This window comes from Acidovorax sp. 22279 (assembly GCF_052045435.1).
Taxonomy (GTDB): domain Bacteria; phylum Pseudomonadota; class Gammaproteobacteria; order Burkholderiales; family Burkholderiaceae_C; genus Acidovorax; species Acidovorax delafieldii.
This window is the reverse complement of sequence record NZ_JBQEOV010000002.1, coordinates 171,981-187,523: the sequence shown is the minus strand read 5'-3', so window position 1 is coordinate 187,523 and position 15,543 is coordinate 171,981. Positions and strand designations below refer to the sequence as shown.

Here is a 15,543-nt window from a genome sequence, read left to right as displayed (position 1 = left end):
GTCAGAACTCCACAAACACGCGTGGCACCTCGTCGGCCGTGCCCAAGCGGTAGCCGCTGTCCCGCTCGCACGCGTGGCGCGCAAACTCGAGGTCAGCCGGGTAGCTGGCGTGCACGCGGTACAGCAGGTCGCCGGCGGCCACGGTGTCGCCCAGCTTGTGCATCAGGTCCACCCCGGCGCCCGGCACCTTGGGCGCACCAGCCAGCCGGGCCACGCGGGCGATCTGGTAGTTGTCGATGCCCGCCACCACGCCGCTGGCGGGAGCCACCACGTCCAGCGTCAGCACACCCAGTGCCGGGTGGTTGTGGTCAAACCCCGTGCTGCCCTGGGCGGCGATGATGGCGTTCATGCGCGCCAGCGCCCGGCCGGAGTCAAGGATGTCGCGCGCAATCGCGTAGCCGTCGCCGCCGCGCACATCAGGGTCGCACTCGATCAGGCGTCCGGCCAGGCGCAGCGCCTTCTGCCGCAGGTCGTCAGGCGCGCGCGGGTCGTTCTGCAGCACACGCATCACATCGCGCGCCTCCAGCACCGGGCCCACGCCGTTGCCCACGGGCTGGCGGCCATCGGTGATGACCACGTCCAGCGACAGACCCATGCGTCGCGCCACATACTCAAACAGGCGGCGCAGGCGCTGTGCGTCGGGCATAGAGCGCACCTTGGCCGTGGGGCCGATGGGAATGTCGAGCACGAGGTGCGTGGCACCCGCCGCCACCTTTTTGGACAGGATGGACGCCACCATCTGCCCGGCCGAGTCGATGGACAGCGGCCGCTCCACCGAAATCAGCACGTCGTCAGCGGGCGAGAGGTTGGCCGTGCCGCCCCAGGCCAGGCAGCCACGGTAGTCGCGCACGATGTCGGCCAGCTGCTCCAGCGGCAGCTCTACCTTGGCCAGCACCTCCATGGTGTCGGCCGTGCCTGCGGGGGATGTGATGGCGCGGGACGAGGTCTTGGGGCACAACATGCCGTGCGCCGCCACGATGGGCACGACCAGCATGGTGGTGCGGTTGCCGGGGATGCCGCCAATGCAATGCTTGTCCACCACCAGCGGTTCGTGCCAGTCCAGCCGCCGGCCGCTGGCCACCATGGCATCGGTCAAGAAGAACACCTCCTCCCGGTCCAGCTCGTTGCGGTGGCAGGCCACCACGAAGGCCGTGAGTTCGATCTTGGAATAGCGGTGGTCGGCAATGTCGCGCACGATGGCACCGAAGTCCTCGCGAGTGAGGCGTTCGCTGGCGATTTTGCGGAACAGCGCGCCCATGGACTCGGGCGGCTCGGCCTGGGCCACCGACACGGTGTGGCCGTTGTCCACGCCGAGCTGGGCAAACGCGTCTTCCGACAGGCCCAACTCGTGACAGCCCACGATGGCAGGGTCGTCCACCACGTTCACCGTGGCCAGGATGCGGCGGCCGTTGGCGCGAACCTCGATCTTGGACAGGGCCTGGAAGCCCTCGGCCCGGTATACGGCGCAGTCGCGGTGCAGGTAGGCGACGTTTTCTCGCCAGGTGTCGATCGCCACACGGCGCAGGGCCAATTGAGACCGGGGCGGCGTGCTCGCCAGATCGTCGGGCGCGGTGCCCGGATTGACCGAGGCCGCAGGAGGAGCGGAGGGCGTGGCAGGGGAAGAGGTGGTGGTCTCAGCATGCATCGCGCCAGCCTATACCGAAAATACGCGCCCAGCCTGCGGGATCACCCCGGGTCCGCCGGATCGGTCACCCATCTCCGGGCTTGCTTGACCTGCATCAAGCAAAACCGGTCATGGGGCCGCAGCGGGCTGCAAGCGCAGCAACCGTCCCTGTGGGCTGTCGGTCAGCAGGTACAACAAGCCGTCTGGCCCCTGGCGTACGTCGCGGATGCGCTCGCCATTGCCTTGCAACAGCCGCTCCTCCTTTTGCGCCTTGCCGCCAGACACTTCCAGCCGGTGCAGGGTGCCAAACTTGAGAGACCCGACGAACAAACTGCCCTGCCACGCCGTGCCGTAGCGCGTGCTGGTCAGAAACGCCATGCCCGAAGGGGCGATGGACGGTGTCCAGTGGTGCAGTGGCTGTTCCATGCCGGAGCGGGCCGTGCCCTCGCCCATCTTTCCGCCGCCGTAGTTCTCGCCGTAGGTGATGACAGGCCAGCCGTAGTTGCGCCCGGGCTGGGGCAGATTGATTTCGTCACCGCCCTGCGGGCCATGTTCGTGCATCCACAGCTTGCCGTCGGGGGCCATCGTGGCGCCCTGGGGGTTGCGGTGGCCGTAGCTCCAGATCTCGGGCAAGGCGCCGGGCTGCTTCACGTAAGGGTTGTCGGGCGGCGCTGCTCCGTCGGGCGTGATACGGATGACCTTGCCGTGGTGGTTGTCGAGCTTTTGGGCATCGTCCTTGCGGTGGTAGCGCTCGCCCAGCGCCACAAACAGGTTGCCGTCGCTGGCCTGGGCAATGCGGCAGCCAAAGTGCAGCGCGCTCTCCACCTTGGGCCGCTGGCTGAAGATGACGCGCACCTCCTGAAGGCTGCTGGCGTCGGCCGACAAGGTGGCGCGCGCCACCGCCGTGCTGTTGCCTGCCGCGCCACCCGCTGCGGGCTCGGCAAAACAGAAGTAGATGCGGCGGTTGCGGGCAAAGTCGTTGTCGGTCACCACGTCCAGCAGGCCGCCCTGCCCGCCTGCCGCCACTTGCGGCACTCCCGCCAGCGCAGGCCCCACCTGTCCCGTCGCGCTGACCACGCGGAGGCGCCCCGGCCGCTCGGTCACCAAGAACTGCCCGCCCGGCAAAAAGGCCACCGCCCAGGGGTGGACCAGGCCGGTGGCCACCGTCACCAGCGACACCGCCGGCGGGGGCACGGGTACGCCTTGGGCCTGGCTGCCTGCTTGCGCACTGGCTGCTATCAAAAATATAGCTACCTGTGCTTTGTTCACTAGCACTACCTGCCGATTTAGAGTCCAACCCATGCTCTCAAGCTCCTTTTGGCCCGTAGCCTTGCCACCGACCGCACCCGGGGCGGAGGCAAGCCAGTCTGGCGCGCATCTTGCAAGCGGCTTTTGCCTGTGAAAACACTGCGCCCATCGATTTATCTGAATCAAATCAACAGCTTGCAAAAATGCTTATTTTTGATAAATAACCATACCGTGTTACCCTTCGCCCCCATGTCCAGATGGTTTTGCATCCTCATCCTTGCCTGCGCCACCGCTGCGCATGCGGCGCCCCAGGGCACCAATTCTGACGATATGGACCGCTTGCTCGCGGACAAAGGGCTGTTTACCCGACTCGAAGACGTGAGCCACAAGGTGGCTGACAAGGCCCAGACCGTAGCAGGCCGCGCGGGTGACCTGGTGGTCAACGCCATGGGTTTTTTGGGCGTGCCCTACAAGCGTGGCGGCAACAGTGCCGAGACCGGCTTTGACTGCAGCGGCTTTGTGCGCGCTATCTATGAGCAGACGGTGGGGCTTTTGCTGCCCCGCCGTGCTGATCAGCAGGCAGCCGCCACCCAGGTCATCGACAAGAAAGAGCTGCAACCCGGCGACCTGGTGTTCTTCAACACCATGCGCCGCAATTTCAGCCATGTGGGCATTTATGTGGGGGACGGCAAGTTCATCCACTCGCCCCGCAGCGGCTCGGAGATCCGGGTGGAAGACATGGGCGTCGCCTACTGGGCACGCCGCTTCAACGGCGCGCGCCGTGTGACGCCGGGCGAAGGTGTCGAGAGCGCCCAAGCACCCCAGGCGCAGAAATAAATCGTAAAACGCTCCCGGCTTCCTTCATTTGCGGGCCGCGGTGATCAGGGCTTGACCACGTACACCGTCTCGGTGCTGCGGATCGGGCCGCCGGTCACATTGACCGGCCCGGCAGACGGATCGCCCCGCAGCAGCGCCTTGGCTGCTGCCATGTCAGCCTGATAACGCGCCCGGGCCTCGGACTCACACCGCTTGCGCTCCGCCGTCGGCATGGCACGGCACTCTTCCAGGCTCACCTTGAGCCCGCCCCCCGCTTCACGAATGGCCGACTGGTAGCGCTGCTGCGGCGTGGTGTCAGGCACGGCACCGCGCGCCAGGGATGCCTCGTCGCTTTGCGCCTGGGCGGCAGTAGGAAACGACAGTACACCGCCCAAGGCCATGGCGGCTACCAATACGGCGGCCGGGCGAGCCACCAACTGGCTCCATAACGAGCGCTGGGCCCCAGCCGGTGCAACGGAGTACGAAATGAATGGGGTGGATGACATAGTGAACATGGTGGGTACACCTTTCTGTCTTGAGAGAAGTCTGCGGCAGTTGTGGGTACGACAAGCACCCCACCACCCTTTGCAAGCCTCACTGTAGCCCCGGGCGCAACCTGCGCGGCGCCAGCACCGGCCGCGCTACCATGTCGGACACCACCCACAGGGCGTTGCCATGCACCACACCCCCGCGCTGCCCCCCGATGCTGCGACTGCACACGACAAGGGCTATCTCCGGCGCCTGCTGTCAGAGCGCAACCAGACCCCGACCAGCGGCACCGGGGCGATTGACGCCGCCATTGAACAGGCGTTTGTGCGCAGTGTCGCCATCCTGGTGCTGGACATGTGCGGGTTCTCCCGCATCACCCAGCGCTACGGCATCATTCACTTCCTGGCGATGATCCACCAGATGGAGCAGGCAGCGCGCCCTGCGATCGAAGGCAACGGCGGTGAGGTCATCAAGCAGGAGGCCGATAACCTGTTTGCGGTGTTCGCCACGCCCGAGCAAGCCCTGGAGGCCGCGCTGGACACCCTGCGCGCCCTGGGCGCCATGAACACCGTGTTGCCGCCCGAGCGGACGCTGAACGTGAGCGCAGGCATTGGCTTCGGGCCCACCCTGGTGATTGCACGCGAGGACCTGTTTGGCCCCGAGATGAACTGCGCCTGCAAATTGGGCGAAGACATTGCCACGGCCAACGAGATCCTGCTCACCGAGGCGGCCTGGGCCAGCCTGCCGAACGGGCGCTACGTGTGCTCGCGCACCGACCACCAGATATCGGGCATGGACCTGCATGCGCACCGCTTTGAGCGCTGCCTTTTTGAACGCCCCCTGCATCCGTGGGACTCCACACGGCACAGCACCACCTTGCCTGGGGGACGCTGACAGGGGGCATTGTCCGACAGCGCTTTGACTGCCCCATCTGTAAAGTGACTCTATCGTCTGAACCAACTATCAAGGGGAAAAACATGCTGTCACTTCTGGGGATGTTGCTGATTGGTTTGGTGGTGGGCTTGATTGCCCGTGCCGTCAAACCCGGGGACGACAAGCTGGGCTGGATCATGACGGCGCTGCTCGGTGTAGCGGGCTCGTTTCTGGCCAGCTACGTGGGCATGGCCATGGGCTGGTATGCGCAGGGCGACAGCGCTGGCTGGATTGCATCCGTGCTGGGCGCTGTCGCTCTGCTGGTGGTGTACGGCCTGGTCAAGGGCAAGTCCTGAGAGGTCCTGGATCTTGCCCCGCTCGCTGAGCTGCCCGCCATCTGCGCTTTGAATCACACACTTTCGTCCAATCACCCTCCATCACGTTGTCACCCATGCCCACCTCATTGCAAATGGCCGCTGGAGACCCTGAACTGGCCGCGGTTGTACGCCGCGCGCGCAAGCTGCTGCACCGCCGCGCCGTGGTGGCAGCCGCCGCCAGTGTGGTGCCTGTGCCGGGGCTGGACTGGGCGGTGGATGCTGCCCTGCTCTCCCGCCTGATCCCCCAGATCAACGCCGAGTTCGGCCTCACGGCCGAGCAGATCGACCAGCTGGACCCCAAAAAGCGGGAGCAGGTGCAAAAGGCGGTGGGCTTGGTGGGGTCAGTGCTCATCGGCAAGCTGATCACCCGCGAGCTGGTCTTGCGGGCCACGCAGACCGTGGGCCTGCGCCTGAGCACCAAACAGGTCGCCAAATACGTGCCCCTGGCAGGCCAGGCAGTGGCGGCGACCATTGGCTACGCCACCCTGCGCTACCTGGGGGAGCAGCATTTGCGCGACTGCATCCGTGTGGTGCAGCAGGCCCAGCTGCGCTTGCCGCCACCGGCGTCAGCCTCTGCGGTAAAACACTGACTCTCTGAGCCCGATGGCAACAAGAAAAAAGGGCCCTGGGGCCCTTTTTTCTTCGTAGCGACGCCTTACCGGCTGCGCGTCAACTCGCCGAGCAGACAAAGCTGCTGGCATCTTCCACACTGCCCGAGCCCTTGTACTTGGCAAATTGCGGGTAGGGGCACAGCGGACGCGTGCGGTTGGGGAAGTCGGTGTTGGTGGGCAGCGCCTTGGCCGCAATGCTTTGCGGTGCGATGCCCTTCTCCACCCAGTCCACCATGGTCTGGATCGAGTCAAAGCTGTCGGTGGCCGGCCCGCCCGAGCAGTGGTTCATGCCGGGCACCAGGAAGGTCCGCGCAAAGCTCTGCGTCGCCGCCACACCCCCGTTGTTGGCCGCTAGGCGTTCGTAGTAGTCCACGGTGTCAAACGCCGAGAAGATCGGGTCGGACATGCCGTGGATGAACAGCAGCTTGCCGCCGCGCTGCTTGTAGGCCGCCAGCTTGTCGTCGGCATAGGTGTCGTAGATGGCCGAGTACGCTGCCATGCGTGCGGGGTCGGTATCAAAGTTGAAGGCCAGCGGGTTGAACGAGAGATCCGGCGGTGTGAAGAACTCGTTGACCAGGGCATCCACCATCAGCGTGATGTAGCGTGCGTCGGGTGTGGCCGTGGTCGAGTTACCCAGCGTCCAGGACCGCCAGCCGGGAGCCGCCAGCCCGGCGTCCCACGGTTGGCCGGTGTACAGCGCCTTGCCCACGGAATTGCGGGGCCCGGCAAACACGCTCTTGAGCGCACCCACCTGGGCGGACGACAGGCAGCTGTCGGTCTTGCCGCCCGCGCATTGCAGCACGCTGGGGTCAAACGCCTTGCAAGCGTTGACGTTCTGGGCCAGGCCGTCCACCACGCCGTCGGCCGCGTCGCAGCGGGCATTGACCGCAGTGGCCACCAGTTTCAGGTCGGTGTTGCTGAAGGCGCGCGACAGGATGCGGTTGCCGCTGGCGTCTTGGGGCGCAATGGCGTTGAACTGGATGGTGTTCCACATGGCGGCCACCGTGGCACCGCTGGACACGCGCATGGCGGGCGCTCCGGCGGTGATGCCGTCAAAGTAGTCCGGGAATCGCTGCGAGAACATCATGCCCTGGCGCCCGCCGCCGGAGCAGCCAGAGAAGTAGGAGTAGTCGGGCTTGCGGCCGTAGCGCGTGCTGATGAGCGACTTGGAGGCCACAGCCGTCTTGTCGTAAGAGTTGTAGGCATGGTCGGTGCGCGCCTGCGGGTCGGCGCCAAAGCTGGCGCTGGTGCCGGTATGGCCCGCATCGGTGGACACCACCGCAAAACCCTGCCCCAGCGGCGACGGCGTGCCGCCCGAAATGCTGGAGCTGAGCGAGGTGTCGCGCAGGATGCCGTCGTTGCCGCCCCCGCCGATGAACAGAAAACGCCCGTTCCACCGGTCGGGCAGGCTGAGCTGAAAACCGATCGCATAGTTCTTGCCATCCACGCCCACGCGCGGGTTGATGGCGCCCGTGACCACGCAGTGCCCGGGCAAAAAGTCGCCCGCGGCAGCGCCACCGGGGCGGCGAGTGCCGGGTGGCACATAGCTGGTGGACAAGTTGGTGTTGCTGAGCTGCGCGTTGGTGCTCAACGCAGCGCAAGCGGCGGCCGGGTTGGCGCTCTCGGTCACCAGTACGGCGTTACCGCCGCCGCAGGCACTGAGCAATAACGGCAGCAGCATGGCGGCGGGCAGCGCAACGCGTTGCGCGATGGGGGTGTCCAATGACAGGGATGGCATGGTGGTCTCCTCGGTGAATCGGTCTTGTGGGTTTGAACCATTGGCGCAGGAACGCCCGGCGACGGCCGTCAGGGCGTCGCTGAGAAAGGCGCGCAGTTTTTTTGGTGGGCGAAAGGCTTGCTGCTATCGCAGGGCTTTGCGCCCTGCGATACCGGGCCCGTACCGACTCAGTCGGCCTTGAAGCCCGTGGCGGCCACGGCCTTGCCCCAAGTGACCGTGTCGGCCGCGATGATGCGGGCGAACTCCTCGCGGTTGGTGCCCGTCACGCGGAAACCGGCCTCTTCCATCTTGGCCTTGCCCTCGGGCGACTGCACGGCCTTGATGATGTCGGCGCTCAGCTTGGCGACGATCTCGGGGGGCGTCTTGGCCGGGGCCACGATGCCAAACCACGAGTTGAACTCCAGGCTGGGGTAGCCCTGCTCCTTGATGGTGGGCACGTCGGGCAGTGCGTTGGACCGGGTACCGCCTGTGGTGCCCAGCGCCACCAGCTTGCCGGCCTTCACGTTGGGCGCGGCCAGGCCCACGCTGGCAAACACGCCCTGCACGTCACCGCTGAACAGGCCGCCCAGCGCGTCGGTGGTGTTCTTGTAGTGCACCGGCTCGGGCTTGAGCTTCACGGCCTCGCCAAACATGAAGGCGCCAAAGTGCCCCGGGGTACCCGCGCCAAAGGTGGCCAGGAACAGGCCCTTTTGCTGCTGGGTCCAGGCCACGAAGTCCTTCACATTGCGCGACGGCACCTTTTGTGGGTTGACGAGCAACGCGAAGTCGGCGGTGACCACCTGGCTCACGGGCGCGAAGTCCTTCTGCGGGTCATATGGCAGCTTGTTGTAGCTGCTGGGCGCAATGCTGAGCTGTCCAGTTTCGCCCAGCATCAGCGTGTAGCCATCAGGGGTGGCGCGTGCGGCCTCCGTCGCAGCGATCAGGCCCCCGGCGCCGGGCTTGTTGTCCACGATCACGCCCAGGTTGCCCCAGCCTTCCGACAGCTTCTGCGCCAACAGCCGCGCCACGATGTCCGGCCCGGTGCCTGCCGGAAAGCCCACGATGATGCGCACCGGCTTGTTGGGGTAGCCCGCCGTCTGCGCCACGGCGCCGGTGGCAGGGGCCAGGCCCGCCACCACCGTGGCTGCCAGGCAGACGCTGCGCAGGGCATGGCGGCGGGAGAGTCCACGAGACAGGGTGCGGGTGAGCGTGGAAAAAGAGGTCATGGCAAGGTCTCCAGGGTGTTGTTGTGTGCTGTCGGTCATCAAAAAAGTGAAATGCGTGACTACTGTGCGGCTACATCAGCTCCCAGAACCGCATGGCTACTGCATCGGGAAACCGCGCACCGGTGCCCGTGAACATGCGCTCCCCGATCCATCGCAACGCGGGAGACGCTGTCTCGAACTGGGGGCTGCAGCGAAAGTAGATCTGCGCGGGGTCCACCACCTCGCCACGCACCAGGCGCGCCATCAGCTCGGGCGGGCCGGACCGCACGGCGCGGTTTTGCACATAGATCAAGTCGCCGCCATCCGCCTCCAGCGTGTAGCGCGCGTCCAGCTCGGCCAGGGTGTCGCTCACGATCAGCTGAAAATCCGCCCCGCCGGGCATCACCCGGGCCTGCCAGCCATCGCCCTGGGCCTTACCGCCCAGGATGGGGATGAGCCGGCGCAGGCCGTGCACGGTGCGGCCCACCTCCTGGGGCACGCCCACCTCCACGCGCAGGTCGGCAAAAAATCGCAAACTAGGTTCCACAAAGGGCACGGGTTCGGTCATGGGCTCCGTCTTTCGGGTGTCTGGCAAGGGGCTGGCGCATGCTGGGCGGCTTGCACTCAGCCTGCTTGCGGGGTTGCACCTAGCGTAAATCCCGTGGCGCTTGACCCCTGTCATCCCTGAAGATGACAGCAATGACAAAGCCCACCCGGCATACCCCGAGCAACCCATGAGGCACTGGCTCCCTGCAAGCACCTCGGGCAGCAGCATTGCGCCCACGCCCAACCTCACGGGCTCAGCCCTGGGCGCCATGGTTCACCAGTTGGGTGACGACGGGTTTGCCTGCGGCATGCTGCAAGAGCTTGCCCCCGTGTTGCCCGCAGCGTCGTGGTCGGTGTACCGCACCGGGCGCCATTGCAAACCCACCTTGTTCATGTCGGCCAGTTACGGCATTCCCGACACCACGCAGGACTGCTGGTGGGCCTACCTGTCAGGCCCTTACCGCACCGACCGCACCTGGGGCCGCTCGCTGGACGAAGCCGCCCCGGCCGAAGCGCCCACCCAGTTGTGCCACCTGACGGCGCCCGAGGTGGACGCAGAACACCGCGCCCGCGTATACGAGGCCCATGGCGTGGCCGAGCGGGTGTCGGTGGTCGAACACGAGAGCGATGGCTCGGTCTTTGCCGTCAACTTCTACCGCCACCAGCACCAAAAGCCGTTCCAGGACCGACAGATCAGCGACTTTGAAGGCATGGCCCCTGTGCTGCTGGCGCTGACCCGCAAGCACATCGCCCTGGCCCAGCGCCCCGGCGTGCTGCAACCCGCACTGCAGCCCCCGGCGCAGGCCACCGCGCCCGCGCTGTCCCACAGCCTGCCCGCACTGCGCGAACGCCTGCTGCGCGCCCACGCAGGGCTGACCGAGCGCGAGCTGGACGTGTGCGCCCGCCTGTTGCAAGGCATGACGCAGGAAGGCATTGCCTGCGACCTGGGCCTGAGCCTGCCCACCGTCAAAACCTACCGCAACCGCGCATTCAGCCGCCTGGGCATCCACTTTCGCAACGAGCTGTTTGCACTGGCGCTGGGCACCCAACGCAGCGTTTAGACGAAAGGGCACGCCACGCATGGGCACAATGCCAGCCCATGCCCAGCATGCCGCAGTCACCCGTTCCACCCACGCCCCCCGCAGGCCGTGCCCATGTGGTTGCGCAATGGGCCCAGGCCCTGCGCAACCGTGCTGACAGCGCCGCCCTGCAGCAGCTGCCCCCGCTGACTGACGCCGAGGCCGCGCAGGTCATGGCGCAGCTGCGGGGCGATGGCAGCCATCCCCCGGGCCACGGCCCGGTGCCCAACACACCCGATGGCGTCGTCCCCGGCCACTTTCGCCCGCGCATCACCCTCATGACGCTGGGTCGGGGCGATGGTCTGCTGGGCATGGCGCCCCAGGGCAAACTGGGCCCGCGTGGTGACAGCGTCACGCTGGTGCAGATTGACTGGACCTACCGCACCGACGATGGCGCCACCTGGCAGACGCCGGCCCCCACCTCCATCCTCAACGCGCGCCCGGCCCCGGTGCAAGACCTGTTCGACACCGGTGGCCCGGTGGTGCGCATGCAGCGCAACCTGGCGGCTGAAGCCGACGCCATGGACCGCGTGTGGGACCTGGGCCTGACCCCTGTAGACCCCAAAAGCCTGCAGTGGCGCCACCGCGCAGCCGCCACCACGCTGGGCCCTGTGTGGACGCTGGCGCAGGAGGCGCACTTTGGCGACTTCTGGGCCGACGTGGTTCCCCAGTTGCGAACCGAGGGCTGGAGCGTGGTGGTACACCCCGGATTTGCGCACGAAAGCGTGCCCGTGTCGCGCTGGAAGCTGGTCATCGCCCCCGACACTGGCGAGCTGCTGGCCAAGGAAGTCGATGGCCCGCTGGGCACACGCCAGCGCCCCGTGCAAAAGCTCATGCTGCCCGAGCGCGAGGGCGCCTGGCTGCTCAGCCTGGGCATCGAGATCGACGGTGAAACGCTGGACCTGGCCCCCATGCTGGCCGACCTGCTGCGCCGCGACGCCCGCTGGCTCAACGCGCGGCAGATGGCCACCATCGATGACATCGCCATCATTTCGCTGCGCGCGCCCGGCGGCAAGCGCATCGAGGCGCCTGCCGGGCCACTCAAGGCCATCGTGGGCGCCATGGTCGATTTGCTGACCGACCCCACCCGCAAACAGCTGAAGGACGGCGACCCGCTGCGCCTGGGCGCCTGGGAGGCCCGCCGCATTGAGGCCCTGCGTGCAGGGCTCGTGCAGGTGCACCGCGTGGGCACGGTGAACGGCTGGAACAACGACTGGCAGCTGCAGGGCGACGTGGGCCTGGCGCAGCTCGCCAAGCGCCTGCGCTCTATCGGTGCGCCCCAGCCGGTGGCCGCACCGCGGGGCCTGCAGGTGCAGCTGCGCCCCTACCAGCTTGAAGGCCTGGCCTGGCTGCAGTACCTGCGCGCCCAGGGCCTGGGCGGCATCCTGGCCGACGACATGGGCCTGGGCAAAACCGCACAGGCGCTGGCCCATGTGCTGACCGAAAAGGAGGCCGGGCGGCTGAAGCGACCGGCGCTGGTGGTGCTACCCACCTCGCTCCTCTTCAACTGGCAGGCCGAGGCCGCGCGCATGGCGCCCAGCCTGCGCGTGCTCGCCCTGCATGGCGCCGACCGTGGCAAACGTTACCTGCACATCGCTGACCACGACCTGGTACTGACCACCTACCCACTGCTCTGGCGCGATGTGGAGGCGCTGGCCGCCGAGCCCTTCCACCTGCTCATCCTGGACGAGGCCCAGATGGTGAAAAACGCCGGCAGCCGCAGCGCCCGAGCACTGCGCAAGCTGCAGGCGCCGCACCTGCTGTGCCTGACCGGCACGCCGCTGGAAAACCACCTGGGCGAGCTGTGGGCGCAGTTCGACTTTTTGATGCCTGGCTTTCTGGGCGATGTGCGCAGCTTCAACGCCCGCTGGCGCAAGCCCATCGAGGAAAACGGCGAAACCCTGCGCGCCCAGCTGCTGTCGCAGCGTGTGCGCCCCTTCATCCTGCGCCGCCGCAAGCAGGACGTGGCCACCGAACTGCCGCCGCGCACCGAAACCATCCTGTGCGTGCAATTGCAAGGCAAACAGCGTGAGCTGTACGAGGCCGTGCGCACCACCGCCGACAAACAGGTGCGCCGCGCACTGGAGCGGCAGGGTTTTGAAGGCTCGCAAATCGCCATCCTGGATGCACTGCTCAAGCTGCGCCAGGTTTGCTGCGACCCGCGATTGGTGAAGGGGACGACGAAGACAGCCCACGCCATGGAGCGCGCCAAGCTCGAACTGCTGGCCGACCTGCTACCCGCCCTGGTTGATGAAGGCCGCCGCGTGCTGGTGTTCTCGCAGTTCACCGAAATGCTGGGCCTGGCAGCCGAGATGCTCGACACCCTGGCCCTGCCCTACCTCACACTCACCGGCCAGACGCCACCCCGCCAGCGTGGCGCGGTGGTGCGGCAGTTCCAGTCGCAGGACGAGACCAGCGCCCCCATCCTGCTGGTCAGCCTCAAGGCCGGGGGCCTGGGCCTGAACCTCACGGCCGCCGACACCGTGATCCACCTGGACCCCTGGTGGAACCCCGCCGTAGAAGAACAGGCCACCGCGCGCGCCCACCGCATCGGGCAGGACCAGCCGGTGTTTGTCTACAAGCTGGTGGTGGAAGGCAGCATCGAGGAGCGCATGCTGGAGCTGCAGGCCCGCAAGGGCGCGCTGGCCCAGGGCGTGCTGGGGCACGATGCCGAAGGCGCAGTCAAGTTCAGCGAGGCCGACCTGCACGCGCTGCTGGCCCCCTTGACCGAACCGGCCAACAACCCGCTGGGCATACCCGGCGAAGACGCGCTGCGCTGGGGTGGCACAGGCAAACGGCGGCCCCGGCCGCTGCAGCCACCTGAAACCTGAGTTTTGGGCGTTTTTACCTTGTAGCGCTAGTAAATCATGCGCTGGCAGCTATCAATAGGTGAGCAAACTCATCCGTGCGGGGAGCCTTGCGCAAAAGCGCAGAATTCAAAAGCAAGCTTCGGAGTGCGCCCCACAGCCCCTGTCCCTAGAGTGCATGGCATTGCAACCCACCTCATGAGCCGTGCACCATGATGAATGTGTCCGCCCTTCTTCCCCGCAGCACCCCCATGCCCACCCGCCACCGTCCCAACACCAAAGCCGAGCAGGCGGCCGCCACCCAGGCCGACCCGCGCTGGGCGGCAGTGGTAGCGCGCAGCACTGAGGCCGATGGAACGTTCTGGTACTCGGTGCAGACCACGGGCGTGTACTGCCGCCCCAGTTGCGCGTCGCGCACACCCCGGCCAGAGAACGTGCTGTTCCATGCCAGTTGCGACGATGCGGAGCGCGCCGGGTTCCGGCCCTGCCAGCGCTGCAAGCCGCGCCAGGCCACCGCGCTGTCGCACCACGCGGCGCTGGTGACGGAAGCCTGCCGCATCATCGAAAGCGCCGCGCCCTGTGAAGCACCCACCCTCGATGCACTAGCAGCACGTGTGGGCCTGAGTGCCTCGCACCTGCACCGCATCTTCAAGCAGGCCACGGGCCTCACCCCCAAGGCCTATGCGGTGGCCCAGCGCGCGCAGCGGCTTCGCAGTGCGCTCGACAGCCCGACCATGGACTCGGTGACGGACGCCATCTATGGCGCGGGCTACCAGTCCAGCAGCCGGTTTTATGAACAGTCGGCCCAGGTGCTGGGCATGCGGCCCAGCCAATATCGCGCACGGGGCGCATCGCAAGACATCCGCTTTGCCATCGGCCAGTGCTCGCTGGGCGCCATTCTGGTGGCGCAGAGCGACCGGGGCATCTGCGCGATCTTGCTGGGCGACGACCCCGACGCGCTGCTGCGCGAGCTGCAGGACCGGTTTGCGCAGGCCCGACTGATTGGCGGCGACGCCGCGTTTGAAGCCCTGGTGGCGCAGGTGGTGGCGTTTGTCGAGGCCCCGGGCTTGGGGCTGAACCTGCCGCTGGATGTGCGCGGCACCGCGTTCCAGCAGCGGGTGTGGCGGGTGCTGCAGGCCATCCCGGCCGGGCAGACGGCCAGCTATGCCGAGGTGGCCCAGCGCATCGGCGCGCCCACTGCCGTGCGGGCCGTGGCGCAGGCCTGTGCGGCCAATGCGCTGGCGGTGGCCATTCCCTGCCACCGGGTGGTGAAAAGCGATGGCACGCTGTCGGGCTACCGCTGGGGCGTGGAGCGCAAACGCGCCCTGCTGACGCGCGAGTCCGACGCAGAAGCGGCCCCGCTGCCGGCAGAGAAGGTGGCATGAGCGTGGCGGCTTTTTCCAGCCCGGGCACTCTGGCGGATAGCGTGTGGCACCAACGCGCGGCCACCATCGACTGGCAAACCGCCAGCGAGGCCCTGCGCCAGCAAGGCAATGCCGTGCTGCCCCGGTTGCTGAATACTGCCGAGTGCGCCGCCCTGGCGCAGTTGTACGGCCACGCGCAAGAGGGCACCTTTCGCAGCCGCGTGGTGATGCAGCGCCACGGCTTTGGCCAGGGTGAATACCGGTACTTCAGCTACCCGCTGCCCGATCTGGTGGCGGGTCTGCGCGGGGCGCTGTATCCGCATCTGGCCCCCATCGCCAACCAATGGAACACCGCGATGGGCATTGACGTGCGCTACCCCGCGCAGCATGCCGACTTCATCGCCCGTTGCCACGCCGCCGGCCAGATGCGCCCCACGCCACTGCTGCTGCAGTACGGGCCGGGCGACTACAACTGCCTGCACCAGGACCTGTACGGCGAACATGTGTTTCCGCTGCAGGTGGCCATCCTGCTGTCGGAGCCGGGGCGAGACTTCACCGGCGGCGAGTTCGTGCTGACCGAGCAGCGCCCGCGCATGCAATCGCAGGCCGAGGTGGTGCCGCTTTCGCGCGGCGACGCCGTGGTGTTTGCCGTGCACCACCGCCCCGTGCAGGGCACGCGCGGGCCCTACCGCGTGCAGATGCGCCATGGCGTGAGCCGCTTGCGCAGCGGGCAGCGGCACACGCTGGGCATCATCTTTCATGATGCTGAATGAGGTTGTCACCGCCA

General features: G+C 67.1%; 14 protein-coding genes. 8 read left to right on the top strand and 6 right to left on the bottom strand.

Annotation, left to right across the window (positions count from 1 at the left end):
- Position 1 precedes the first annotated feature (1 nt).
- Both ACTJKQ_RS03660 and ACTJKQ_RS03655 read right to left on the bottom strand, forming a co-directional pair.
- Positions 2-1,531 carry a thymidine phosphorylase family protein gene (locus ACTJKQ_RS03660; protein WP_260667279.1) on the bottom strand — a complete coding sequence of 510 codons (1,530 nt, stop codon included), beginning with the start codon at positions 1,529-1,531 and terminating at the stop codon, positions 2-4.
- Positions 1,532-1,753: 222 nt separating this feature from the next.
- Entirely contained in the window at positions 1,754-2,926 is a 1,173-nt protein-coding gene (locus ACTJKQ_RS03655) for a PQQ-dependent sugar dehydrogenase (RefSeq protein WP_440596028.1), read from the bottom strand.
- 195 nt (positions 2,927-3,121) lie between these two features.
- On the opposite strand from ACTJKQ_RS03655, the gene ACTJKQ_RS03650 reads away from it, so the two are divergent.
- Positions 3,122-3,709: a C40 family peptidase gene (locus tag ACTJKQ_RS03650; protein ID WP_056062930.1), complete on the top strand. Its 588-nt coding sequence runs from the start codon at positions 3,122-3,124 to the stop codon at positions 3,707-3,709.
- A gap of 44 nt (positions 3,710-3,753) precedes the next feature.
- Here ACTJKQ_RS03650 and ACTJKQ_RS03645 read toward each other — a convergent pair whose 3' ends face one another.
- Complete coding sequence (locus ACTJKQ_RS03645; RefSeq protein ID WP_440596027.1) at positions 3,754-4,194, bottom strand: hypothetical protein; 441 nt, start codon at positions 4,192-4,194, stop codon at positions 3,754-3,756.
- Between the two features lie 169 nt (positions 4,195-4,363).
- Between ACTJKQ_RS03645 and ACTJKQ_RS03640 the strand changes: the two genes are divergently transcribed.
- The 3 genes from ACTJKQ_RS03640 to ACTJKQ_RS03630 all read left to right on the top strand — a co-directional run bounded on the left by ACTJKQ_RS03640 (position 4,364) and on the right by ACTJKQ_RS03630 (position 6,017).
- Positions 4,364-5,071, top strand: coding sequence for an adenylate/guanylate cyclase domain-containing protein (locus tag ACTJKQ_RS03640; RefSeq protein ID WP_440596026.1), 708 nt, complete (start codon positions 4,364-4,366; stop codon positions 5,069-5,071).
- A gap of 83 nt (positions 5,072-5,154) precedes the next feature.
- Positions 5,155-5,406: a GlsB/YeaQ/YmgE family stress response membrane protein gene (locus tag ACTJKQ_RS03635; protein ID WP_056062936.1), complete on the top strand. Its 252-nt coding sequence runs from the start codon at positions 5,155-5,157 to the stop codon at positions 5,404-5,406.
- A gap of 95 nt (positions 5,407-5,501) precedes the next feature.
- Positions 5,502-6,017: a hypothetical protein gene (locus ACTJKQ_RS03630; protein ID WP_209819608.1), complete on the top strand. Its 516-nt coding sequence runs from the start codon at positions 5,502-5,504 to the stop codon at positions 6,015-6,017.
- Between the two features lie 79 nt (positions 6,018-6,096).
- Here ACTJKQ_RS03630 and ACTJKQ_RS03625 read toward each other — a convergent pair whose 3' ends face one another.
- The 3 genes from ACTJKQ_RS03625 to ACTJKQ_RS03615 all read right to left on the bottom strand — a co-directional run bounded on the left by ACTJKQ_RS03625 (position 6,097) and on the right by ACTJKQ_RS03615 (position 9,528).
- Entirely contained in the window at positions 6,097-7,776 is a 1,680-nt protein-coding gene (locus tag ACTJKQ_RS03625; protein ID WP_440596025.1) for a DUF6351 family protein, read from the bottom strand.
- Between the two features lie 167 nt (positions 7,777-7,943).
- A complete protein-coding gene (locus ACTJKQ_RS03620) occupies positions 7,944-8,981 on the bottom strand; it encodes a Bug family tripartite tricarboxylate transporter substrate binding protein (protein WP_440596024.1) in 1,038 nt (345 codons plus the stop codon).
- Between the two features lie 70 nt (positions 8,982-9,051).
- The gene (locus ACTJKQ_RS03615; protein ID WP_440596023.1) at positions 9,052-9,528 is read right to left on the bottom strand and encodes a DUF3237 domain-containing protein; all 477 of its coding nucleotides are present in this window, start codon (positions 9,526-9,528) and stop codon (positions 9,052-9,054) included.
- Positions 9,529-9,694: 166 nt separating this feature from the next.
- Between ACTJKQ_RS03615 and ACTJKQ_RS03610 the strand changes: the two genes are divergently transcribed.
- The 4 genes from ACTJKQ_RS03610 to ACTJKQ_RS03595 all read left to right on the top strand — a co-directional run bounded on the left by ACTJKQ_RS03610 (position 9,695) and on the right by ACTJKQ_RS03595 (position 15,529).
- Positions 9,695-10,567, top strand: a complete 873-nt coding sequence (locus ACTJKQ_RS03610) for a helix-turn-helix transcriptional regulator (RefSeq protein WP_440596022.1) — start codon at positions 9,695-9,697, stop codon at positions 10,565-10,567.
- A gap of 38 nt (positions 10,568-10,605) precedes the next feature.
- Positions 10,606-13,416 carry a DEAD/DEAH box helicase gene (locus tag ACTJKQ_RS03605; protein ID WP_440596021.1) on the top strand — a complete coding sequence of 937 codons (2,811 nt, stop codon included), beginning with the start codon at positions 10,606-10,608 and terminating at the stop codon, positions 13,414-13,416.
- A 227-nt stretch (positions 13,417-13,643) separates the two neighbouring features.
- The gene (gene ada / locus ACTJKQ_RS03600) at positions 13,644-14,777 is read left to right on the top strand and encodes a bifunctional DNA-binding transcriptional regulator/O6-methylguanine-DNA methyltransferase Ada (protein WP_440596020.1); all 1,134 of its coding nucleotides are present in this window, start codon (positions 13,644-13,646) and stop codon (positions 14,775-14,777) included.
- Positions 14,774-15,529, top strand: coding sequence for a 2OG-Fe(II) oxygenase (locus tag ACTJKQ_RS03595; protein WP_440596019.1), 756 nt, complete (start codon positions 14,774-14,776; stop codon positions 15,527-15,529). The genes ada and ACTJKQ_RS03595 overlap by 4 nt, the downstream gene beginning before the upstream one ends.
- The last annotated feature ends 14 nt before the right edge of the window (positions 15,530-15,543 follow it).